The organism is Pseudomonas sp. GW821-FHT03C07, from assembly GCF_059420925.1.
This window is the reverse complement of the sequence record NZ_JBWKUQ010000028.1, coordinates 1-20,815: the sequence shown is the minus strand read 5'-3', so window position 1 is coordinate 20,815 and position 20,815 is coordinate 1. Positions and strand designations below refer to the sequence as shown.

Below are 20,815 nucleotides of genomic sequence, written 5' to 3'. Positions count from 1 at the left end.
GTCGGTTTCCTGCCTGTCCGCGCCTTCGCCACGCCCGGAAGGAGAAACCCATGGGACAGCGTACGCCTCTCTATGACCTGCACCTCGCCCTCGGCGCGAAGATGGTCGATTTTGGCGGTTGGGATATGCCACTGCATTACGGCTCGCAGGTCGAGGAACACCATCAGGTACGACGTGACTGCGGTGTGTTCGATGTCTCGCACATGACCGTGATCGATATCAGCGGCAGCCAGGCCAAGGCTTGGCTGCGCCACCTGCTGGCCAACGATGTCGAGCGCCTGGACAGTGCCGGTCGCGCCTTGTACAGCGCGATGCTCAACGAACACGGCGGAGTGGTCGACGACATGATCGTCTATCGCACCGAGGTCGGTTACCGCCTGGTGGTCAATGCCGCCACCCGTGATCAGGACATGGCCTGGATGCAGGCCCGGCTCGCCGGCTACGACGTGCAACTGCACGAACGCCCGGAGCTGGCGATGCTGGCGATCCAGGGGCCGCAGGCTCGGCACAAGATCGCCGAACTGGTGACCCAGTCCCGTGGCCAACTGATCCAGCAACTCAAACCCTTCGAAGGCCGCAGCGACGGTGACTGGTTTATCGCCCGCACCGGCTACACCGGGGAAGACGGTCTGGAGATTGTCCTGCCGGCCGACCAGGCCCCGGGCTTCTTCAACGATCTGGTGGGCGCGGGTATTTCGCCCATCGGTCTTGGCGCCCGGGATACCCTGCGGCTGGAAGCCGGTATGAACCTTTACGGCCAGGATATCCACCAGAACGTTTCGCCGCTGGCGGCCAATATGGCCTGGACCATTGCCTGGGAACCGGCCAATCGCGACTTTATCGGACGTAGTGCCCTGGAAGCGGAAAAAGCCGCCGGAGCGCAGCTCAAACTGGTCGGATTGGTGCTGGAGGAGCGCGGTGTTCTGCGGGCTCACCAGGTGGTTCGGATCGCCGAGGTTGGCGAAGGAGAGATCACCAGTGGTAGTTTCTCTCCTACGCTAAGCAAGTCGATTGCGCTGGCGCGCGTGCCCGCCGCCACGGCGGATCGCGCTGAAGTTGAAATTCGTGGCAAATGGTACCCGGTTCGCGTGGTAAAGCCGACGTTCGTGCGCCATGGCAAAACCTTGATCTGACTTTTCCGGCGGGCCCTCAATCGCTCCGCCACTGATACTTAAATTTGAGGACACTGAATATGAGCGATATCCCTGCTGATCTGCGTTTTGCCGAAAGCCACGAGTGGGCCCGCCTGGAAGCTGACGGTACTGTCACCGTCGGCATCAGCGACCATGCTCAGGAAGCCTTGGGTGATGTGGTATTCGTCGAACTGGCTGAAGTCGGCAAGGTGTTTGCCGCTGGCGAGGCCGCCGGTGTGGTCGAGTCGGTGAAGGCCGCTTCGGATATCTATTCGCCGGTGTCGGGCGAGGTGATCGCGGTCAACGAAGGGCTGTCCAGCGAGCCTGAGTTGTTGAACTCCGATCCGCACGGCGCATGGATCTTCAAGCTCAAGCCGAGCAATGTGGCGGAGCTGGAGACGTTGCTGGATGCGGCGGGTTACAAGGCGGCAATCGGCGAGTAATTCGCCGGCTTGGTTTTTGTGGGAGCGGAGCTTGCCCGCGAAGAACGATAACGCGGTGTATCTGAAAAACCGCAGTGTTCCCTTCGCGGCGGTGCGGCGTTCCGACAAGCTCCGCTCCCACAGGTCCTGCGTCGTTCAGAACTTTTGTACACGACTCGGACACTGTGGAAGCGGGTTGGATTAGCGCTGCAAGACTGCCTTGACCGCTGCCACCGAACGCTCGACATCGGCCTTGGTCATGGCGTTGAACATCGGCAACGACACGATCAGGCGCCCGACGCGCTCGGCGATCGGGAACATGCCTTCCTTGAAGCCGCGTTCGCGGTACAGGCTCAGCAGGTGGATCGCCGGGTAGTGATAGCCGATGCCGATGCCGCGCTGCTTCATCTCTTCCATGAAGGTCGCCCGGGCCGGTTGGCCGTCCTGACGCTCCGGCAGTACCAGCTGGAACATGTGCCAGTTGCTGTTGGTGAAATCCTTCACCGGTAGCTGCGCACCGTATTTCTCTTCGAAATCACTGCCGAAACATTCGAAATAGTATTCGGCCAGCCCGCGACGGTGCGGGGTGATCTTATCGATATGGGCAAACTGGCCCAGGCCGATGGCTGCGGCAACGTCGGTCATGTTGAACTTGCCGCCCAGCACGTCCACGTCCAGGCCGTCATGGCCGGTGCGGGTCACGCCTTGCAGGCGATATTTCTCGGCCAGACGGGCTTCTTCGGCGTTGTTCAATACCAGGCAGCCGCCTTCGGACGAGGTGATGTTCTTGTTCGCCTGGAAGCTGAACGACACCAGGTCGCCGAGGGCGCCGATTTTCTGGCCGTTCCATTCCGAACCCAGGGCCTGGGCCGCGTCTTCGACGATGCGCAGGTTGTGTTTCTTGGCGATGGCGTACAGGCGATCCATGTCCACCGGCAGGCCGGACAGGTAGACCGGGATGATGGCCTTGGTGCGTGGGGTGATGGCGGCCTCGACCTTGTCCAGGTCGATATTGCGGGTCACCGGGTCGATATCGGCGAACACTGGGGTCGCACCGACTTCGATGATCACGTTGGCGGTGGCGACCCAGGAGATTGGCGTGGTGATCACTTCGTCGCCAGCGCCGATACCGGCGATACGCAGGGCGATTTCCATGGTGCAAGTGCCGGAGTTGAAGGTGCGCACCGGACGTCCGCCGAAGTATTCCGACAGTTGCGCTTCAAAGGCCGCAACCTTCGGACCGCTGGTGATCCAGCCAGAACGCAGGACATCGCCTACGGCGGCAATGGTCGCTTCGTCGATGGTCGGTTTGGAAAAAGGCAGGAAAGGAAGTTCGCTCATGAGGTCGTGACGTCCGATGTGAAGGCCGGCAGTGCTCTGCCGGCGGCAATGAAGAGTAGGCAGCAAGGCTGCAATGGTGCCGATGATACTGTTTTAAGGTGAAAATTCGGTGCTTTTTTTGCTGTCCGGACGCTGAACGAGCACGTCGGGCCGGTGCCTGGGCGTCGATCGATGGTTTCTGCCGGGCAATGCAAAACGCCGCGGTTAAGCGGCGTTTTGACTGGGGGGTGAAGCCTTTGGATCAGTCTTCGGCGACAGTGTGCTTCGCCAGGATGGCGTTGGCCAATTCCATGTCGGTGGCCTTCAGGCTCGGGTTGTCGGTCCGCAGTTTCTGCATGGCGGCCTCCAGGTAAGGGCCGCGGATGCCGCCATCGCTGGCGACGAAGCTGCCGGCATCGTCCTGGGCCGCGGCCACCAGCTTGTGGTCCTTCCTGAAGGTCAGGTAGGTGGAACCGGTGGTGGCGCCAGAGGAAATGACGTTGCGCCAGAACTCGTCGGCCATCGCCGCACCAACGGGGAGGGTAAACAAGGCTAAGGCGACAACTGCTGTTTTGATACGCATGGGTAACTCCGGTGATGGGATATCTGAAAGGTTTGATTCAGTTTGTTACACCGGAGTTCCGTTGATCCTATTCAATCCGCTCCACGTGCAGGGTACTGCCGTCCTGGCCGATTACCCGGACCTGGGTGCCGACCTCGGCATCCGGCCCGGTGGCCATCCAGACGCTGTCGCCAACCTTGATCTTGCCGCGTCCGGCGATAATCGCGACATGCACCACGAAGGTCCGGCCGAGCAGATCATGACCGCGCTCATTGAGCCCCGGCTGGTCGCTGGGCCGGGCGTTGCTGCGTTGGCGCTTCCACCAGAGGTACGCCGTGAGAATCGACAGCACGCCGAACAGCACGAACTGCAAGGTCCAGTGCAGGCCGGGAATCAGGTAGGTCAGGACGCCCACGGCGGCGGCGGCGGTCCCGACCCAGAGCAGGTAACCGCCGGCACCAAATATTTCGAAAATCAACAGCAGCGTGCCGAGGGCCAACCAATCCCAGAACGACAGGTATTGCAGGAATTCCCACATGGCGCTGCCTCAGGGTTTCTTGCTGTCGAACGTGGCCTTGACGATTTCGCCGATGCCACCCACCGCACCGATCACCTGGCTGGCTTCCAGCGGCATCAGGATCACCTTGCTGTTGTTGGCCGAGGCCAGCTTGCCCAGAGCGTCGATGTATTTCTGCGCAACGAAGTAGTTCACCGCTTGCACGTTACCTTTGGCGATGGCCTCGGAAACCACCTGGGTGGCCCGGGCTTCGGCTTCGGCCTGGCGCTCACGGGCCTCGGATTGCAGGAAGGCCGACTGCCGAGCGCCCTCGGCCTCGAGGATCTGCGCCTGCTTCTTGCCTTCGGCAGTGAGGATCGCCGAGGCGCGCAGGCCTTCGGCTTCGAGGATTTGCGCGCGCTTGACCCGTTCGGCCTTCATTTGCCCGGACATCGCCGCCATCAGATCGGCGGGCGGGCTGATGTCCTTGATCTCGATGCGGGTCACTTTGATGCCCCACGGCGCGGTGGCTTCGTCGACGGTGCGCAGCAGGCGCTCGTTGATGGCATCGCGCTGGCCGAGCATGGCGTCCAGTTCCATGGAGCCAAGCACGGTGCGGATATTGGTCTGCAACAGGTTGCGGATGGCATGTTCGAGGTTGTTCACCTCATAGGCGGCCTGGGCGGCGTTGACCACCTGGAAGAAGCACACGGCGTCGATCTGGACCGTGGCGTTGTCGGCGGTGATGACTTCCTGGGGCGGGATGTCGAGCACGCTTTCCATCACGTTGATCTTGCGCCCGATGCGGTCCATGACCGGGATGATGATGTTCAGGCCCGGCTTGAGGGTGTTGGTGTAGCGCCCGAAGCGCTCCACCGTCCATTGATAACCCTGGGGCACGACCTTGAAACCCATGAATACGAGGGCAATGGCCAGGCCGACGAAGAGCAGGAGTACGCTACCGATTTGCATGACGATTCCCTGTTGCAAGTGTTGATCGAGAAGGCGGTTACCTTGAGTGTAACGGGGCTGGCGCGGATAAAAAGTGTTTACTCGGCGCCGGACGCATGGCGTGACACTTTCATCAGTGCTGCTCACTTTGCGGCGTCACCCGCAACACTTCTTCGACTGTGGTCAGCCCCGCCGCGACCTTCTGCGCGCCGGACAGGCGCAGGCTGCGCATGCCGTCCTTGAACGCCTGGCGGCGCAAGCTCAGGAGGTCGGTGTCGGCATGGATATGCGCCTTCAGGCCGTCGTTCAAGACCAGGATCTCGTAGACCCCGGCGCGCCCGCGATAGCCGGTGTCGCGGCACTCCAGGCAACCGACGGCACGCTGGGCGCCGCTCGGCATCGGCGCCTGCCAGGGCCGGGTCAGGCTTTGCCAGTCCTCTTCCTCCAGCTGGATCGGTGCCTTGCAGTGCGGGCACAGGGTGCGCACCAGGCGCTGGGCCATGACCCCGAGCAGCGTGGCCTTGATCAGGTAATGCGGCACGCCCAGTTCCAGCAGGCGACTGATGGCGCTCGGCGCGTCGTTGGTGTGCAGGGTCGACAGCACCAGGTGGCCGGTGAGCGCGGCCTGGATCGCCATTTCGGCGGTTTCCAGGTCGCGGATTTCGCCGATCATGATGATGTCCGGGTCCTGGCGCATCAGCGCGCGCACGCCGCTGGCGAAGGTCAGGTCGATGTTGTGCTGGACCTGCATCTGGTTGAAGGCCGGCTCGATCATCTCGATCGGGTCCTCGATGGTGCAGAGGTTGACCTCCGAGGTCGCCAGCTTCTTCAAGGTGGTGTACAGCGTGGTGGTCTTGCCCGAGCCGGTGGGGCCGGTGACCAGGATGATGCCGTTGGACTGAGTGGTCATGTCCTGCCAACGGCGCAGGTCGTCGGCCCCGAAACCCAACTGGTCGAAATTCTTCAGCAGCACTTCCGGGTCGAAGATCCGCATCACCAGCTTTTCACCGAACGCGGTGGGCAGGGTCGACAGCCGCAACTCGATTTCGCCGCCGTCCGGGGTCTTGGTCTTGACCCGGCCGTCCTGAGGTTTGCGCTTTTCCGCGACGTTCATCCGGCCCAGGCTTTTCAGGCGGCTGACAATCGCCATGGTCACCTGGGGCGGGAACTGGTAGACGTTATGCAGCACGCCGTCGATGCGAAAGCGCACGGTGCCCTGTTCGCGGCGCGGCTCGATATGGATATCGCTGGCCCGCTGCTGGAAGGCGTACTGGAACAGCCAGTCGACGATATTGACGATATGGGCGTCGTTGGCGTCCGGCTCCTGGTCACTGGCGCCGAGGTTGAGCAACTGCTCGAAGTTGCCCGGGTTATGGTTTTTCTGGTCGACCAGGCTGGCCCCGCTGACCGACTTGGCCAGGCGGAAAAACTCCACCGTGAAACGCTGGATATCCACCGGGTTGGCCACCACCCGGCGAATTGGCAGTTTCAGCACATGGCTGAGGTCGGCCTCCCAGGCCCGCACATGGGGCTGGGCGCTGGCGATGGTCACGCTGTCGCGGTCGATCGCCACCGCGAGGATCTTGTGCCGTTGGGCAAAGGCGTAGGACATCAGCGCGGTCACCGCGGCCACGTTGATCTTCAGCGGATCGATGCGCAGGTACGGCTGGCCAGCGTGGCGGGCCAGCCAGAGGGTCAGGCTTTCCAGGTCCAGGGTTTTACCGGGACGGCTCAGGTCATCCAACTGCTGGCTGGCGATGAGCTCCAGCGGATGCTGTTGGGGGGCGCGTGAGTTACGCCGAGTGGCCAGGGCCTGTTCGGCCGCATCCTGGCTGATAAAACCCTGGGCGACCAATTCGCGCAACAGCTCATTGAGATCCAGCCAGCGGTCCTGGTGGAGGGGGGCGACGGACATGCGGGCTCCTATGCGGTCGATCCTGCAAGCGGCGATCCAGACGTAGTCCCTGTCTGATCGTCAATTACCAAGAATAGACGCGAGGCTGCCTGACGTTGGCGTCGATACCAAGACAAAGATTGCGATTCTTTTCAAAAAACCTTCAGCCCGCCGTCTGTATGCCATGCAGTTGTGCGCCTTGGCTCGGTTGCAGGGCCACCGAGCAGACGCAGATCAGATTGCGCATTTTTTCAGCGATGACCTGGGCGCGGTGCCAGCTCAGGCCGTCCAGCTCGATATCGATCGCCAGCAGACCGTCGTCCTGTTGCACTTGCACCTGGTGCGGGGTCAGGAACTGTAGGGCAAACAGGTTCAGCAGACGACACAAGAGGTCCGGTTGCGCTTCGGCGAGCACCTGGTAGCGCACCCGGCAGTGGGGGTTGCCGCTGGCCCAGACATCGGCGCGGGCGGGAGCGTCATGGACGGCTTCGGGAGAGGGCATGGCGGAGGGTCCTGGGTCGGCGGCTGGATAGTCGTGGGGGATTTTTACACGCTGGGCCGGGTATTTCTTATCTATGATGGGCGGATAAGCACTGAGCAAGACATGATCTATTCGTAAATTTACGATCAAGGGGTTTTTTTATGCAGGGCGAGCTGGACACCTATGACCGCCGGATCCTGGCGTTGCTGCAAGAGGACGCTTCGCTTTCCAGCGCGCAGATTGCCGAGCAGGTGGGCCTGTCCCAGTCGCCCTGCTGGCGGCGGATTCAGCGGCTCAAGGAAGACGGGGTGATCCGGGCCCAGGTGACCTTGCTGGATCGCAAGAAGATCGGCCTCAACACGCAGATCTTCGCCGAGGTCAAACTCAACGCCCATGGTCGCTCCAACTTCACCGAGTTCACCGAGGCGATTCGCGGTTTCCCCGAGGTGCTGGAATGTTATGTGCTGATGGGCGCGGTGGATTTCCTGCTGCGGATCGTCACGGCGGACATCGAGGCCTATGAGCGGTTTTTCTTCGAGAAACTGTCGCTGGTGCCGGGAATCCAGGAGGTCAACTCCATCGTCGCCCTGTCCGAGATCAAGTCCACCACCAGTTTGCCGGTGTTGCGCCCGGCCTAGGCACTCATTGGGCGAAGGTGTCCTTGACCGATACCAGGACCGGTTTGCCGTCCTGGGACAGGAGCAGCACTGTATAGCGCTCTCCCGGCTCCAGCAGGCCCAGGTCCAAGGGTGCGGTGACCAAGGTCCCGTCGCAGAAACCTTGCACGGACAGCTTGACCGGGTTGACGTCGCGCCGCTCCAGCAGACCAGGGTTCAGGTCATGGAAAATCGGCGGCGCCTGCCGACCTGCACGGCGCAAACCGCCGCCGGTACAGTCCGGATCGGCGTTGATCAGTGCCAGCGAGGCCTGCAGGCGATTGAAATCCTTCGGTTGTTCGCGCACGGTCAGCAGTTCGAAGCCCTTGTCAGCGGGAGCCACCACGAACGTTACGAACTCGTCGGGCGCCAGGTTCAAGGTCACTGGCACGCTGACCCCGGCGCTGCTCAAGGTGCCGCTGACGGGACGGTCGGCGGGCACCGTGGAGAACCCCGAGATGACCGATGGGGCCAGCGTCGAAGGTGTCTGTTCACCCTCCGGGAGCACGTCGAGGGGCCTGTCCAGCGCGTTGACGAAGCGAATGAAAGCCGAGTCCCGGCTCGGCCCGGTGGGATAGAGCGCGGTATCGGCGTGGGCGGCGGTGAGGCTCAGCAGCGGCGCCAGGCTCAACAGCAGTTTGCCTGCCCGGTTCACTTTCTGACGGCCTTGAGCGCCGGCGCCTGCAACAGCGCCTTGACGATGTCGTCGCTCCAGGTCCGATAGCCGGTGCGGGTCAGGTGCTGGCCGTCAATGGTTGGCCACTGACCCTTGGTGGAAAACTGCAACGAGTCGATATAGCTGCACGGCGCGACGTTTTTCGCCAGGAAGTCCGACAGGGTCTTTACCCGCTCGTAGGTCTTGCCGTACATGCCGCCCTCGCTGCCCCAATTCGGTCCGACCCAGACACAGGGCGTGTGATGGGCGGCGATGGCCTTGACCAGGCTGTCGGTCTGTTTCCAGATCCAGGCCTTGGGGAAGCTCGGTTTGTCGTAGCTGGCCATGGTGTCGCCCATGACGATGACGGTCAGGTTGGGTTTGTCACTGTCCAGCAGTTCGCCGATCGGTCGGGTCGATGCGCCGGTGAGCACCGTGGCCTCGCCGCTGCCGCGCCGCTCGGCGCCGCCGCAGGGACTGGGCGTGGCCTTGAGCCAATCGCCGGCATTGGCCCCGCAGATCCCCAGGGAGTGGACCTGGGCGCCTTGCCGGCCGAGGGCGTCATGCAGCGGGTTGAGGAGGAAATCCGGGGTGGCCAGGTGGCTGTCGCCGATGATCAGGATTGCCAGGCCCGCCAGTACGGATGAGGTTGCCACGGTGCACGCTCCCAGGGATCAGTTGGAGTAGGGTGAACGATACGGACTGACCGGCAAGGCCATGGGCCCGGTCATTTTCTCGAACAGGTAGCGCAGGTACAGCTCGGCGTTCACCTCCCGGTAATCCTGGGCGTTATCCACCCCCAGTGCGCCGCCGAGCAGCACGTTCGAGCCGAGCCGGTACTCGCCCGCCGCATTCAGGTTGTAGCCGATACCGGTGCTGCTCTGACCCGGATAGGAGAGGTTGTTGGCGTTCTGCTCGGCGCTGTGGCCGGGAAAATAGTCGGCGCCTTTCTGGTCGATATGCTGGACCCCCACCGCGCCGCTGAGTTTGTAAGTGAAGCGGTCGGAACGCTGGGACCAGGTGACCGGCACCGCCATGGAAAAAAACGTCTGCGGACTGAAGTAGCCGCCGTGGCCGTAGGTGAAGAAGCCTTGGTTATTCTCATAGGACAGGGCCGTGGTGCTCAGGCCCAGGGTCAGCTTGTCGTCGGGCTGGTTGTCCAGGTACCAGTAGATCCCGCCGCCGAGTTCGGCGCGGGTGTTGGACTCGACGTTGTTGCCGATCAGCTTGTGCAAGGCGCCGTAGCCGTAGACCCCGACTTCCTGGTCGTCGTAGCCGAGCTGGGCGCGCCCACCGTTGGCGGTCACGCCACCCCAGGTCACGCCGGTGCGCCGGTCCTCGGTCCCGGCGAAGGAGGTCAGGCTGTCGGTGACCGGGCGCCGCGAGAGGGCGATGCTGTAGTGCAGATTGGGGCTGGACACCAGTGGCTGGTCCAGGCTGACGCCGCCGATCACGGTGTTGTAGGTGAAGCCCACGGGGCTGACGCCGATATCGGCCTTGACGCCGTGCTCCGGATTTTCCATCGCCACCGCCAATCCCACCCCGTTGGCCTGTTGCGAGCCGGGGGCGCCGCTGGACAAGCCGCTGCCGAAGCGGGTCAGGCTAAAGTTCTGGGCACTGCCGGCATGCAGCGAAACCGGGGTCACCCGCAGCGCCACGCGATTGTCGCCGGCGGGCAGATTGGCTTCGAACGGCGTTTCGACATCGGTCAGCTTGCTCAGGCCCGATTCATTGTTGTTGCTGCGCACGCTCAGGCCCTGGGCGATATAGCCGCTGCGCTCCTGGAGAATGTCATTCAGGGCCAACTGCGCCGGGCTCAGGTCCGCGCGCGAGGGCGGTCCTGAGCGGCGCCCGCTGGCGAAGGGATTGCCGGCCGTGCCGGGGTCGCTGTCGAGCCCGGCGTCCGAGCTGGCGTAGAGCGAGGGGGCCATGGCCGGATCGGCTGGCATCGTATCGGCCGCTTCGCTGCCCGGCATCAGCGGATCTTCTGAACGGGCCGCGGCCCGACGCGCTTGCCCAGGCTGATTGCGGAAGGGGTTGTCGCTGTCGTCGTCCAGGTTGTCGAGGGGCTGGCCGTCGCGGCGCTGGCCGCCTTCGATAGCCACGGCCTGGCGCAGCAGCTCGGCGGCTTCGGCGCTTTTGCCCATGGCGCGGTAGGTCGCGGCGGCGCTGGTCAGCACCTTCGGCACCCCCGGCTTGAGCGCCAGGGCGGTCTTCAGAGACTTGTCGGCCTGGGCATAGTCGTGGTCCTGGGCGGCCAGGTTGGCGACGCTCAGTTGCAGCTCGGCATTGCGCGGGTCGTTCTGCAGCAGGGGTTTGTACAGGGCCATGGCCTTGGCGTTGTTGCCATTGGCGGCGTACATCCGGGCCAGCGCCGAGATCGCCTGGGTGTCGTGGGGGTACTGCTTCAGGGTCGGCTTGAGGATGTCGTAGGCACCGGCCAGATTGCCTTTCTCGCGCAACTGGTCGGCTTGTTTGATGCGGTAGAGTTTCACCAGCTCGGCGTAGTGCCGGCGATCGGCCTCGTTGAAACGCGAGCCTTGCAAGGTGCGCAGGATGTCGGCGGCATCGTTGTCCTGGTCGGCCTTGAACAGGATGTCGGCATACAGCAGTTGCAGTTTGGCGTCTGGGCTGGGCGAGCGCTCCACCAGGTCGCGCATCAGGGCCACGCCCTGTTGCGGCTGCCCGGCGTCGATATAGGCCGAGGCCAGGATCGCCACCCGTTCGGGTTTGCCGGCGGTCAGCGCCTGACTGCGGGCCAGCAGTGCCTGGGCTTCCTGGCGCTGGCCGCGTCTGAGGTTGTCGACGGCAGCCTCGGTCTGCACATGCAGGGCGATTTCCTTGCCCAGTTCGTCCATCTCGGGGCTACGCCGGGCCGGCGGGATGCGCGTCAGGCTGGCCTGGGCGTCCTGCCATTCGCCCAGCTGCGCCGCGAGCAAGGTCCGGGTGTACAGCGCGTCGGGCTGGTCGGGGTGGCGTCTGAGCAGGTCGTTGACCTGGTCCTTGGCGGCCTGGGTGCGGCCTTGTCCCAGGTAGATCCGCGCCAGGGCAAAGCGCGTCCAGGTATTGCCCGGGTCGTCCACCAGCGCCTGGCGATAGGCTTGCTCGGCGGCGCGCAGGTCACCGCGCTGTTCGGCGAGCCGCGCGACCTGGGTGGCGCGCAACGCGCGGATGGACACGGCGGAGCCCAGGCGGGCCTGGTCCGCCGGCGGGATCGAGTCGATCAGTTTGAGCGCCTCATCGGCTTTGCCCTGCTGCGAGAGCACCGCGATCAGCCCGCTCAGGGCCTGGGGATCGTCGCGATGACTGGCGAGGATGCGTCGGTAGCTGGCCTCGGCCTGGGCCAACTGACCTTGCTCGGCCTGCAAGTTGGCGAGTGCCACCTGGCTGGCCGGTTGCGCGGGGCTCTGGCTGGCGGCCTGTTCGATCATTTTTCGCGCCTGATCCTGGCGTCCGGCTTTTTGCGCCTCGCTCGCGCCGGCCATCAGCCGCCAATAGCGCACGTTGTCCAGCGCCTGTTTCCAGGGGCGCCCGCCGGGCTGTTGAGTGGCACGCAGCAGCAAGTCCTCGGCTTCGTTCAGGCGCTCCTGCTTTTGCCGCAGAACACCCAGGCCGCCAAGGGCGTCAGGGTCGTTGGGTTTTTCCTTGAGGCGTGTCTGGAACGCCTGCTCGGCGGCGGCCAGGTCACCGCCTTCGAGTGCTTGCAGGCCTTGGGCGTCTTGCGGGTCGCGTTGCCAGGCGGGGACTTTGCGGGTGGGTGCCGCGGAGCCGCGGGCCAGGCTCTTGCCCTTGTTCATCAGGTCGCGGATCGCTCTGTCGTCCGGGTGCGCGGCGAGGAACTGCTCGAACAGCGGGACTTGCGCTGGCGACGGCGGACCGATCCAGGTCAGGGCGAAGCGCCAGGTCTCGTTGGCGTCACCGCCGACATCCTTGTCCTTGGCGAGGGCCGCCAGGCGGCGGATGCCTTCGGCCCGGGTGTCGAGGTTGCGGACCATGTGCTTGGCCAGGAACAGCGCGACGGCGCGGTCGTCCGGGTGTTCGCGCAGCAGTCGCTCGAGACCGGCGCGGGCCTCCTGTTCGCCGCCCTTGGTGTAACCCAGCAGGTAGTAATACTCACGGGCCAATGCCCCCTGGGGCTGGCGACCGTTGAGCAGTTGGCGATAGATCTTCACCGCTTCGTCGTATTTGTCGGCGTCCACCAGTTGCCGCGCCTGGGTCAGCAGCCGGGCCTGCTCATCGCTGCCCAGGGCAATGTCCTGTTCGAGTTGCTGGGCCTGAGGCGGTTGGGGGACCAGTGCCTGCAAACGGGCGAGGTATTTCTTCGCTTCTTCCGGGCGCTTGAGTTGCACGTTGCTCAGGCCCAGGCCATACAGCGCTTCGGGTTGCTCAGGGACGAGCAGAAGTAATTTGTTCCAGGCGCCCATGGCCCGGTCCGGATTGTGCTGGGCCTGCCAGTAGCGCCCTTGTTCGATCAATTGCGCCTGCGGGTCATCGGCCTGGGCCGCGCTGCTCGTCAGGGCGAGCAGCAAGGCCAGGGTCTGGCGCAGGCCCGCGCGCATCGGCGCCAGGCTCACGACAGCCGCCGTTTGGCCTGGGCCCGCAGTCCCAGGAAGATCAAGGCGCAGAGCAGCACGAAGCCGATCAGGACGGCGAGCAGCATGCCGCTCAGATGCCGCGACAGCAGCAACTGCAGGTGCCTGAACCAGCCCAGCTCACCGACGTAGTACGGCTGGTCGGCGGCCAGGGTGGTGATCTGCTTGTCCTGGATCACCGCCAGGCGGCCCTGGATCAGGTCCTTGTAGTCATCGCCACCGATCATCGCCGCGGTCACTTCGGTCAGCCGCGCCGGGTCGCTGCTGGCGACCACCACTACGCTGCGGCCGCTTTTGAGCGGCGACTCGAAGCCGGCCAGGTAAGGCGTGCCGCTGCCCGACCAGGCCAGGGTGGTGCGGGTTTTGCGCACCGCCGCTTGCGAGTCGGGGCTGAACCAGTCGTGAATGCGCAGCGCCAGGTCGCTCAGGTCGAAGAAGTGCCGGCCGCTTTCGCTACGGGCCGGCAACGCGTCGGCCCATTGCTTGAGCAGGGGCTGGTCGTTGCCGCTGGCAAACACCAACAGGTCCTTGTCGCTGACGGTCGTGACGTCCCGGGCCTGGATGACCTGCAGTCCGCTGGCCGGATAGCCGGTGGATTCGCCGAAGCGCCCGAGCACCGTGAGAAAGGCACTCAGGGTGGCGGGCTCCTCGGTGTCGGGCATCACCACCGCGGTTTCCGAGAGGTCGGCCAGGCGGGTGAAGGGGAAGCCGCTGTCGCGGAATTTGCCCAGGTCGGGCATCGCGGTGTAGTGGTCCAGGCCGCGCAGGTCCAGGGTCGAATCGCCCTCGATCTGGCCGCGCATGTCTTCGACGATGACGTCCCGGCATTCGCCTTGTTTGACATAGTCATACAGGTAGCGCATTTGCAGCTGCGACTCGAAGGTGGCGATATCCAGGGGCAGGAACATGCTGGCTTCGCGCGGCAGGCTGTCGTCTTTCTTGAGCCAGTCGAGCAGCTCCGGCCCGCCGTTGAGATTGGCGATCGAGGGTAATTGCATCGAGCGCACCAGGTGATCGTTGAGGTGCACCAAGAGTGCCGAGTTGGTCGAGAACTGCTGCGGCGTGTAGCGGTATTTGAGCAGCAGCGGCGCGCCGCGTCCGCGCCACTCGAACAGGTCCGGTGGCAGGCGCAGGGGAACGATGATGTCCGCGGGGCTGTAGCCGGAGACGTGCAATTGCCGGGTGTCGACCAGTTCGCCGAGCTTCACCGGCCGGTCGGTTGGCAGCCAGTTGGGCGCGTCATAGGGCACGCGGACCGGCACCGGGTCGAGGTGGTCGATCAGCGCGGTGGCGCCGGACATCGACTTGCTGCCCAGGGCGACGGCCATGGCGGCGATCTTCAGCTCGGCGTCGTTGCGCCCGCTGATCACCAGCAATTTGCCATAGGGGTCGTTGGGGTTGCTCATCATGGTTACGCTGGGACCGCTGGCGGCGTTGCTCGACAGTTCACCCAGCGCCAGGGTTTCGCGATGGGTGACCAGGACAATCGCATTGCCCTTGGCCGGCAGTTGCCCAATGCTGGCGGGGAAGGTCGCGGTACGGTAGGCGGCCAGAGCACCGAACTTGGAGGAGAGCGCGGCGGCGGCTTCCAGCTTGGCCGGGCTGGGTGAGGTGTCGAAGACGAAGGGCAGGACCAGCGGGCGCGCATCGTGGCGGTCGAAAAACGGCACCGGTAGCAGGGCCAGATCGTTTTTCAGGACGATGGGCGAATACTGGATATTCAGTTGGCTGTCGTTGCTGGCTCTGGCCCACAGGCTCGAATGCAACGGATCTTCGCATTGCATCGTGTAGTGCCCGATCAGTTGCAGGTCCAGCCGGTTGAAGTCGGTGATCAGCCGCGCGGGGATCTCGACCACCCGTTCCAGGTCCTTGCCGGCCTGTTCCCGGGGCAGCGGCAGGCTGGCGGCGACCTTGTCGTTGACCAGCACGTTGATCTGCGACAGCTCGGGCAGCATCAGCGCCGAATAGCCGTAATGCAGGACCACCTGGGCGCCGGTCACCACCTGGTCGGCGCGAATCCCGAAGTCGACGCTGTCGGTCGACTCGACCCCACGCAGGTACATGGGGTCGCGGCGGCCCAGTTGCTTGAAGGTCAGGCTGTAGCTGTTCTTGTCGCCGGCGCTCGCTTGAGCTTGGCCGGCGCCGAGCGGATTGGCGCGGTTGTCGGTTTGCGTCACGGCGCTGCCGGCGCCGGGATAGACACCGCAGCAGACCAGCAGCAGGAGAGCGTAACGAATGCAGCGTCCATCGCTGCCAGCGGAGAATGTCGGGCTCATGGCGTGTCCAGGGCAGGGGCTGAGGGAGAGGTGCCGGAGCGCCGCCGTTCGAGCGCCTGGCCGGGTAATCTGAGGGTTGCCTTGAGCAACTCGGAGAGGCCATGCGCGGCAATGACGCTGATCGCGCGCAGGGCCATGAGTGGCGAGTCGGGCACGCTGGTGCCCCAGTTCCGCGCCCAGGTGTCGGCGCGCGAAAAGGTCAGGTGGACCAGGTCGCTTTGCTGGCTCAAGGTCATCGGGTCGAAGCGGATGCCGAGCGTATTGGCGCGGCTGAAGACCACGCTGCCGTCGAAGTGATAGTGCTGCTGGTGACGAAGCAGCGAGACTTGCAGATGGGTGCCGAGGGGAATCGATTGGCCTTCATCCAGTTTCAGGCCCAGACCATGTTGCGAGAAGTCCTGGGTGACGTTGTGATACTGCGTGCCGTCGGCCAGCAGCAGGCCGACCGGTAACTGCGCCTCGACCCGGGGTTCGGCCCGCACCTGGCGACTTTCGCTGGCGACCGCGATGGCGGCGGCGCACATGATGGCGTTGTACAGGGCCCAGACCTGGTTGAGCAGCACGGTTTCATCGGTGGTGATATCGGCCCCGAGATAGTCGTAGACCCCGTAAACAACGGCGGCGATGTTCAGGACCAGCAGCACGATGTAAGGGCGCGCCATCTTCCAGTCGAAGAAGTCCGGATGCAGGTCGCCGCCCTTGTCGGTGACGTTGAAGTGCCCGGATTTTGGCTTGAGCATGCCCATCAGCACCGGTGCCAGGATGTACCAGGCCAGCACCGTTTCGTAGACCTCGTTCCAGTACGAATGGCGGAAGCGTCCCTGGATGCGCGAGTTGGTCAGGTTGGCCAGCAGCAGGTGCGGTGCCGCATAGGCGGCCACTATCAAGGGCGCGGCATGGAAAATCTGCGCGCCGAAAATCAGATAGGCCAAGGGTGCGGTGAGAAACACCAGGCGCGGGAAGCCATAGAAGAAGTGCAGCATGGCGTTGCTGTAGCAAATGCGCTGGCCGAGGCTCAGGCCGCGCCCGAGCATGGGGTTGTCGGTGCGGAAAATCTGCGTCATGCCCCGGGCCCAGCGCACCCGCTGATTGATATGTCGCGAAAGGTTTTCGGTGGCCATGCCGGCGGCTTGCGGCAGCGCCAGGTAGGCGGTGTTGTAGCCGGCGCGGTTGAGTTTCAGCGAAGTGTGGGCGTCTTCGGTGAGCGTCGTTTCGTCCATCCCGCCAATGGCTTCCAGCGGCGCCCGGCGCATCAGCGCGCAGGAGCCGCAGAACATTGCCGCGTTCCACAGGTCATTGCCGTCTTGCACCAGTCCGTAGAACAGCTCGGCTTCGTTGGGGACCGCCTGGTAGGTCTTGAGGTTTTTTTCAAAGGGGTCTGGGGAAAAGAACACGTGCGGGGTCTGCAACATGGCCAGCTTGGGGTCCTTGAGAAACCAGCCCATGCTGATTTGCAGGAAGGAGCGCGAGGGCACGTGGTCGGCGTCGAAGGCGGCAATGAATTCGCCGTCGGTGACCTTGAGCGCCGCGTTGAAATTGCCGGCCTTGGCGTGCAGGTTGTTGTCGCGGGTCAGATAGTGGGCGCCGACGCTCTCGCAGAACAGGCGGAACTCCTCGCGGTGGCCGTCATCCAGCACATGGACCTTGAGCTTGCCTTCCGGCCAGTTCATCCGTAGCGCGGCGAACACGGTGATCTTGACGATCTCCAGCGACTCGTTGACGGTGGTGATGAACACATCGACAGTGGGCCATTGCCCCGGCTCTTCGCTGAGCAGGATTGGCCGGCGCTTGAGTGGCCAGGCGGTCTGTATGTAACCGAAGACCAACACCAGCAGCGCATAGAGCTCGGCCAGCACCAGGGTGTAGCCGAACAGCATGTCGTGCAGGTTCTCCAGCTCCAGGGTCTCGGTCAGACGCCAGTACATGTAGCGCAGCGAGGCGATCAGCGACAGGCTGATCATCGCGATGATCGGCAGGCGACCCGGCAGGCGTCGCAAGAGCAGCACCGCGACCAGACAGGCGAGGCCGAACAGCGCTTGCTGGAGCAGGTCCGCGGGAGCGCTGATCACTCCCGCCAGGACCACCGCGCAGAGTATCGCGGTACCCAGGACAAGGCCCAGGCGCAAGGGTTGGGACCATTGGCGCATGTGCCGCAGGGAAGTGCCGAGCAGGCGATTGACGCGACGTTCGAAGGTCATGGGCGGTGTGACTCCAGCTGATCGTGGAGTTTGTCGGCGATGGCCAGGATGTCCTGGCAGCCACGGGATTCGGTGGATTGCTCGAACGGATTGCATTCATAGGCCAGCGCCTCGGCGATCGTGTCGTCCCAGGTGACCGTGCCCAGCCATTGCGCCTTCAGTTGATTTTCGAGGATCTGCGCGATATCCACGGACAAGGCATGAGCGTTGTCCACGCCGTTGATCACGAACCCGCAACTCGCCGGCCTTTCACCGCCCAGGTGGGGCTTGATCGAGCTGATCAGGCGCTCGAGCGCGGCGTGGGAAGCTGCGTCGGGCCGCACGACGGCGACCACCAGGTCGGCCATGCGCAGCGCCTGCTCCTGATAGAGCGTGCTGCCGGCGGGGGTGTCGATGATCAGCGTGTCATGCTCGCCGAGGGCCAGTTCGTGCAGATGACGGGCCAGCCAGTGCGGGTCAGCTTCGAGTTGGTGTTCGAGGCTGTGCAACTGCTGTGGGTCGTTCTCGCCGAAGGCCAGCAACTGGGTGTTGGCGTAGCCGGTTTGCGCGAGATCGCGCCAGCTCTGCTGTTCCAGGCTGGCCTGGCAGATGCCGTGCACCGTTGGGCGGGTGCCAAGGTGATGGTATTGCGCATTCTGCGGGTCGAGTTCGAGGACGATGGCCCGCCGCTCGGCGCTGTTGAGCAGGATTGCCAGCAAACTGGCCAGGGTGCTGCGGCCGACGCCGCCACGGGTCGAGACCAGCGCGACGATCCGCCCGGGAACCTGGGTGGCGAGGGCCGGTTGGGGATGTTGCGCGGTCTGCGCCTGGCGTTGCCGGGAGAGATCATGGAGCAGCGTACGCAGGGACGGGGCTCCGGCGTTTTCAGCCGACGCGGTATCAGCCTGGACGGGCGGTGAAGCGGGCTCGACAGATGTCGGCGCTGGCGTTGGGGGGCGCGCGGTGGCGGGCGGTGGCGTTTCGGTGAAGACCCTGGCCACCTCGATTTCCCGATAGCGGTCGGCCTTGGCACCGAACGTGCGCATCAGGTTTTCTACATCATCGTCATCATCTGAAGGCTGCATGACAGCGCCCATCCGTACCATTCTAAGAAAATCTTGGAAAGGGGACAGATACGGCTAATCACACAATGCCGTCGTGCTGCATGCCCACCAGGCGGTGAGGCAAACGATGGTGTTCTTAAAGGTGTCGCCTGAACGTCTTGCGATAGAACCGAAGGCACTTAGCGTTAATCCAGAGTGCTTTATCGTTCTATCAGGTTCAAATGTAGACCAGATTTACCGATGCAAGAAATTTTCGGCGAGTCGCGGCTCGAACGGTGCATGGCTGTACGAGGGGTGTGGCACGTTTACTTGTAGGCGCCAGCTTGCTGGCGATGCGATCTGATAGTCGACATCGCAGTCGTCTGAAAAATCGCCATCGCCAGCAAGCTGGCTCCTACAGTGGTCGCGTGGGCCGGAGTTGCGAGGCTAATATCGGGGGGAGTTACAGACGCAACAAGGTTTTCCAGGCACGGCTCTGGAACACGGTCAGCGCCTGTTGCACACGGGCTTCCAGCACTTCATCGCTGATGTCGGTCTCGGCCAGTTGCGCCAACTTGTTCATTTCACCGAACAGGCGATCCAGCTCCGGCAGCTCGAGCACGCCACGGGCCAGATGCAGCCAGGCCTGGATGCGTTCGATACGCGGCAACTGTTCGGCCAGGTCTTCCGGTTGCTGCTGGTAGCGTCCCAGTTGCAACGAGGTGGCTTCCTCGGCCAGCAGCCGTGGCAGCCAGTTCTGCAACTGTGCCGCGCCCTGGCGATTGCCGCGCGTGGTGCGCTCGGCGGTCCAGCTCCGGGCCAGCAGCCAGCGCGAGGTGTTCAGCGAGAACAGACCCCAGCGCACATCTTCCAGCTCTGCGAGGAATTGCTCCGGCGCGGCCTTGCGCACGTCTTCGTCTTCCAGGCCGGCGCTGACCAGTGGACGCCAGTCTTCCAGCAATGCATCCAGGGCGCTGCGCAACTCGCTGGTGGATTGCCGTGGCGCGGCCTGGCCGAGGCTGCCGAGCAGGGCGCGCAACTCGATCAACTGCGCGACCCAGTCCTGCAGCAAGCGCCAGTGACCATTGAAACGGTATTGCTCGGCCAGCCGCTGGCTGCTACCGAGCAAGTGCCAGGCGAGTGCGGCGAACGCGTCGTCGAGCGGCATCTCGGCGCTCAGTTGTGGGGCCGGCAAGCTCAGCGAATAGCTGTTGGCGTCGAACAGGCGATAACCGCGCTCGGCCTTGCTGATATCGCATGGCATCAGCGCCAGCTTCTCGGCCAGTTCGGCGGCCAGTTCCAGCAGCGCCGCCGGTTCGCCTTCGCGCAATTCCAGTTCCAGCTCGCAGATTTCCTCTTTCTGCTTGCCGGCGATGACAAAACCCAGGTCCAGCGCGGCTTCGATCACCACCTTGGCCTTGCCGCGACCCCAGGCGATTTCGGCGCGTTCGCGGACGAAATCGGTGGTGAAGATCGGCTTCAGGGTTTTCTTGTCCAGCTCAGCCAATGCTTCGGGCCAGCATTCGCCGTCGAGTTTTTTCACATCGAGCTTGGCCTTGGCCAGGGGCCAGTCGTACTCGTTGCGCTCCGACAGGCCGGCAACGCTCTGGCCACGGGTCTTGAGGGTCTGGATCACTTCCTCGCCGTCACGGCGCAGGCGCAGGGCAACCTTGGCCTTGGCCAGGTCGCGCTCGGGGGTGTCGAAATACTGATTGGTCAGCTCGCGACGTTCCCAGCCACTTTTGTTGCGTTTTTTCAGCAGCGGGTGCTCGCGCAAGGCGGCGAGGGTTTCGCGGCTGACGCGGAGTTTGATTTCGGTTTCTTTCTGCATGGCCGGAAAATCCAGGATCGGGAGCGCAGCCGGGGGGAGAAGGGGGCTGCCTAGGCCGTGCAGTGTACAGGACAAGCGGGCGACACGCGTCGCGGCGGTTTATTCCAGTCGCCGGATGGCTCTATGATGAGCCTCGTCCGGATGCCGATCGATTTCGAGATCCACGCGAACCCTGTAGGAGCCCGGCTTGCCGGCGACGAGGCCGTCATGCCAGGCGTTGTCCTTGAGGACGTCGTCGCCGGCAAGCCGGGCTCCTATGTATGGACTCGCCCACCCTGTCAACACGCTTTTGAACACTGCTACCCGGTTGCATCTATGTATCAGGC

17 protein-coding genes are annotated in these 20,815 nt (G+C 63.9%); 3 read left to right on the top strand and 14 right to left on the bottom strand.

Annotation, left to right across the window (positions count from 1 at the left end; translation table 11 throughout):
• Nucleotides 1-50: 50 nt before the first annotated feature.
• On the top strand, nucleotides 51-1,133 hold the full coding sequence (gene gcvT / locus AC07VG_RS31225) for a glycine cleavage system aminomethyltransferase GcvT (protein ID WP_495000023.1): 1,083 nt from the start codon (nucleotides 51-53) through the stop codon (nucleotides 1,131-1,133).
• 59 nt (nucleotides 1,134-1,192) lie between these two features.
• Nucleotides 1,193-1,576, top strand: a complete 384-nt coding sequence (gene gcvH, locus AC07VG_RS31220; RefSeq protein ID WP_495000022.1) for a glycine cleavage system protein GcvH — start codon at nucleotides 1,193-1,195, stop codon at nucleotides 1,574-1,576.
• A 180-nt stretch (nucleotides 1,577-1,756) separates the two neighbouring features.
• Here gcvH and AC07VG_RS31215 read toward each other — a convergent pair whose 3' ends face one another.
• The 6 genes from AC07VG_RS31215 to AC07VG_RS31190 form a co-directional block, all read right to left on the bottom strand.
• Nucleotides 1,757-2,896: a DegT/DnrJ/EryC1/StrS family aminotransferase gene (locus tag AC07VG_RS31215; protein ID WP_495000021.1), complete on the bottom strand. Its 1,140-nt coding sequence runs from the start codon at nucleotides 2,894-2,896 to the stop codon at nucleotides 1,757-1,759.
• A gap of 241 nt (nucleotides 2,897-3,137) precedes the next feature.
• Nucleotides 3,138-3,458: a DUF2388 domain-containing protein gene (locus AC07VG_RS31210; protein ID WP_495022426.1), complete on the bottom strand. Its 321-nt coding sequence runs from the start codon at nucleotides 3,456-3,458 to the stop codon at nucleotides 3,138-3,140.
• 67 nt (nucleotides 3,459-3,525) lie between these two features.
• A complete protein-coding gene (locus AC07VG_RS31205) occupies nucleotides 3,526-3,975 on the bottom strand; it encodes an NfeD family protein (protein WP_495000019.1) in 450 nt (149 codons plus the stop codon).
• 9 nt (nucleotides 3,976-3,984) lie between these two features.
• Complete coding sequence (locus tag AC07VG_RS31200) at nucleotides 3,985-4,905, bottom strand: SPFH domain-containing protein (protein ID WP_103496108.1); 921 nt, start codon at nucleotides 4,903-4,905, stop codon at nucleotides 3,985-3,987.
• A gap of 112 nt (nucleotides 4,906-5,017) precedes the next feature.
• Nucleotides 5,018-6,799, bottom strand: a complete 1,782-nt coding sequence (gene tfpB, locus AC07VG_RS31195) for a type IV pilus assembly ATPase TfpB (protein ID WP_495000018.1) — start codon at nucleotides 6,797-6,799, stop codon at nucleotides 5,018-5,020.
• A gap of 142 nt (nucleotides 6,800-6,941) precedes the next feature.
• Nucleotides 6,942-7,280: an ACT-like domain-containing protein gene (locus tag AC07VG_RS31190; protein WP_495000017.1), complete on the bottom strand. Its 339-nt coding sequence runs from the start codon at nucleotides 7,278-7,280 to the stop codon at nucleotides 6,942-6,944.
• A gap of 140 nt (nucleotides 7,281-7,420) precedes the next feature.
• Here AC07VG_RS31190 and AC07VG_RS31185 point away from each other — a divergent pair, with 140 nt between their 5' ends.
• Nucleotides 7,421-7,897, top strand: coding sequence for an Lrp/AsnC family transcriptional regulator (locus AC07VG_RS31185; RefSeq protein WP_495000016.1), 477 nt, complete (start codon nucleotides 7,421-7,423; stop codon nucleotides 7,895-7,897).
• 4 nt (nucleotides 7,898-7,901) lie between these two features.
• On the opposite strand, the gene AC07VG_RS31180 is transcribed toward AC07VG_RS31185, so the two are convergent.
• The 8 genes from AC07VG_RS31180 to AC07VG_RS31145 form a co-directional block, all read right to left on the bottom strand.
• Nucleotides 7,902-8,570, bottom strand: a complete 669-nt coding sequence (locus AC07VG_RS31180) for an alginate O-acetyltransferase AlgF (protein WP_495022425.1) — start codon at nucleotides 8,568-8,570, stop codon at nucleotides 7,902-7,904.
• Nucleotides 8,567-9,226 carry an SGNH/GDSL hydrolase family protein gene (locus tag AC07VG_RS31175; RefSeq protein WP_495000014.1) on the bottom strand — a complete coding sequence of 220 codons (660 nt, stop codon included), beginning with the start codon at nucleotides 9,224-9,226 and terminating at the stop codon, nucleotides 8,567-8,569. Before AC07VG_RS31175 ends, AC07VG_RS31180 begins: the two co-directional genes overlap by 4 nt.
• An 18-nt stretch (nucleotides 9,227-9,244) precedes the next feature.
• Nucleotides 9,245-13,129 carry a cellulose synthase subunit BcsC-related outer membrane protein gene (locus AC07VG_RS31170; protein ID WP_495022434.1) on the bottom strand — a complete coding sequence of 1,295 codons (3,885 nt, stop codon included), beginning with the start codon at nucleotides 13,127-13,129 and terminating at the stop codon, nucleotides 9,245-9,247.
• An 11-nt stretch (nucleotides 13,130-13,140) separates the two neighbouring features.
• Nucleotides 13,141-15,438: a cellulose biosynthesis cyclic di-GMP-binding regulatory protein BcsB gene (gene bcsB, locus AC07VG_RS31165; protein ID WP_495000013.1), complete on the bottom strand. Its 2,298-nt coding sequence runs from the start codon at nucleotides 15,436-15,438 to the stop codon at nucleotides 13,141-13,143.
• A complete protein-coding gene (gene bcsA, locus AC07VG_RS31160) occupies nucleotides 15,435-17,636 on the bottom strand; it encodes a UDP-forming cellulose synthase catalytic subunit (RefSeq protein ID WP_495022424.1) in 2,202 nt (733 codons plus the stop codon). The genes bcsB and bcsA overlap by 4 nt, the downstream gene beginning before the upstream one ends.
• The gene (gene bcsQ / locus AC07VG_RS31155; RefSeq protein WP_495000011.1) at nucleotides 17,633-18,700 is read right to left on the bottom strand and encodes a cellulose biosynthesis protein BcsQ; all 1,068 of its coding nucleotides are present in this window, start codon (nucleotides 18,698-18,700) and stop codon (nucleotides 17,633-17,635) included. Before bcsQ ends, bcsA begins: the two co-directional genes overlap by 4 nt.
• A gap of 421 nt (nucleotides 18,701-19,121) precedes the next feature.
• A complete protein-coding gene (locus tag AC07VG_RS31150; RefSeq protein ID WP_495000010.1) occupies nucleotides 19,122-20,489 on the bottom strand; it encodes a CYTH domain-containing protein in 1,368 nt (455 codons plus the stop codon).
• A 99-nt stretch (nucleotides 20,490-20,588) separates the two neighbouring features.
• Nucleotides 20,589-20,815: hypothetical protein (locus tag AC07VG_RS31145; protein ID WP_495022423.1), on the bottom strand; the 227-nt coding region annotated here is incomplete at its 5' end.

What these genes read in the sequence shown, in the direction of transcription:
- bcsQ (WP_495000011.1), bottom strand. Translation starts at nt 18,700, where the DNA reads ATGCAGCCTTCAGATGATGACGATGATGTAGAAAACCTGATGCGCACG.
- AC07VG_RS31150 (WP_495000010.1), bottom strand. Translation starts at nt 20,489, where the DNA reads ATGCAGAAAGAAACCGAAATCAAACTCCGCGTCAGCCGCGAAACCCTC.
- AC07VG_RS31215 (WP_495000021.1), bottom strand. Translation starts at nt 2,896, where the DNA reads ATGAGCGAACTTCCTTTCCTGCCTTTTTCCAAACCGACCATCGACGAA.
- gcvT (WP_495000023.1), top strand. Translation starts at nt 51, where the DNA reads ATGGGACAGCGTACGCCTCTCTATGACCTGCACCTCGCCCTCGGCGCG.
- AC07VG_RS31170 (WP_495022434.1), bottom strand. Translation starts at nt 13,129, where the DNA reads ATGCGCGCGGGCCTGCGCCAGACCCTGGCCTTGCTGCTCGCCCTGACG.
- AC07VG_RS31185 (WP_495000016.1), top strand. Translation starts at nt 7,421, where the DNA reads ATGCAGGGCGAGCTGGACACCTATGACCGCCGGATCCTGGCGTTGCTG.
- bcsB (WP_495000013.1), bottom strand. Translation starts at nt 15,438, where the DNA reads ATGAGCCCGACATTCTCCGCTGGCAGCGATGGACGCTGCATTCGTTAC.
- tfpB (WP_495000018.1), bottom strand. Translation starts at nt 6,799, where the DNA reads ATGTCCGTCGCCCCCCTCCACCAGGACCGCTGGCTGGATCTCAATGAG.
- bcsA (WP_495022424.1), bottom strand. Translation starts at nt 17,636, where the DNA reads ATGACCTTCGAACGTCGCGTCAATCGCCTGCTCGGCACTTCCCTGCGG.
- AC07VG_RS31205 (WP_495000019.1), bottom strand. Translation starts at nt 3,975, where the DNA reads ATGTGGGAATTCCTGCAATACCTGTCGTTCTGGGATTGGTTGGCCCTC.
- AC07VG_RS31190 (WP_495000017.1), bottom strand. Translation starts at nt 7,280, where the DNA reads ATGCCCTCTCCCGAAGCCGTCCATGACGCTCCCGCCCGCGCCGATGTC.
- AC07VG_RS31210 (WP_495022426.1), bottom strand. Translation starts at nt 3,458, where the DNA reads ATGCGTATCAAAACAGCAGTTGTCGCCTTAGCCTTGTTTACCCTCCCC.
- gcvH (WP_495000022.1), top strand. Translation starts at nt 1,193, where the DNA reads ATGAGCGATATCCCTGCTGATCTGCGTTTTGCCGAAAGCCACGAGTGG.
- AC07VG_RS31200 (WP_103496108.1), bottom strand. Translation starts at nt 4,905, where the DNA reads ATGCAAATCGGTAGCGTACTCCTGCTCTTCGTCGGCCTGGCCATTGCC.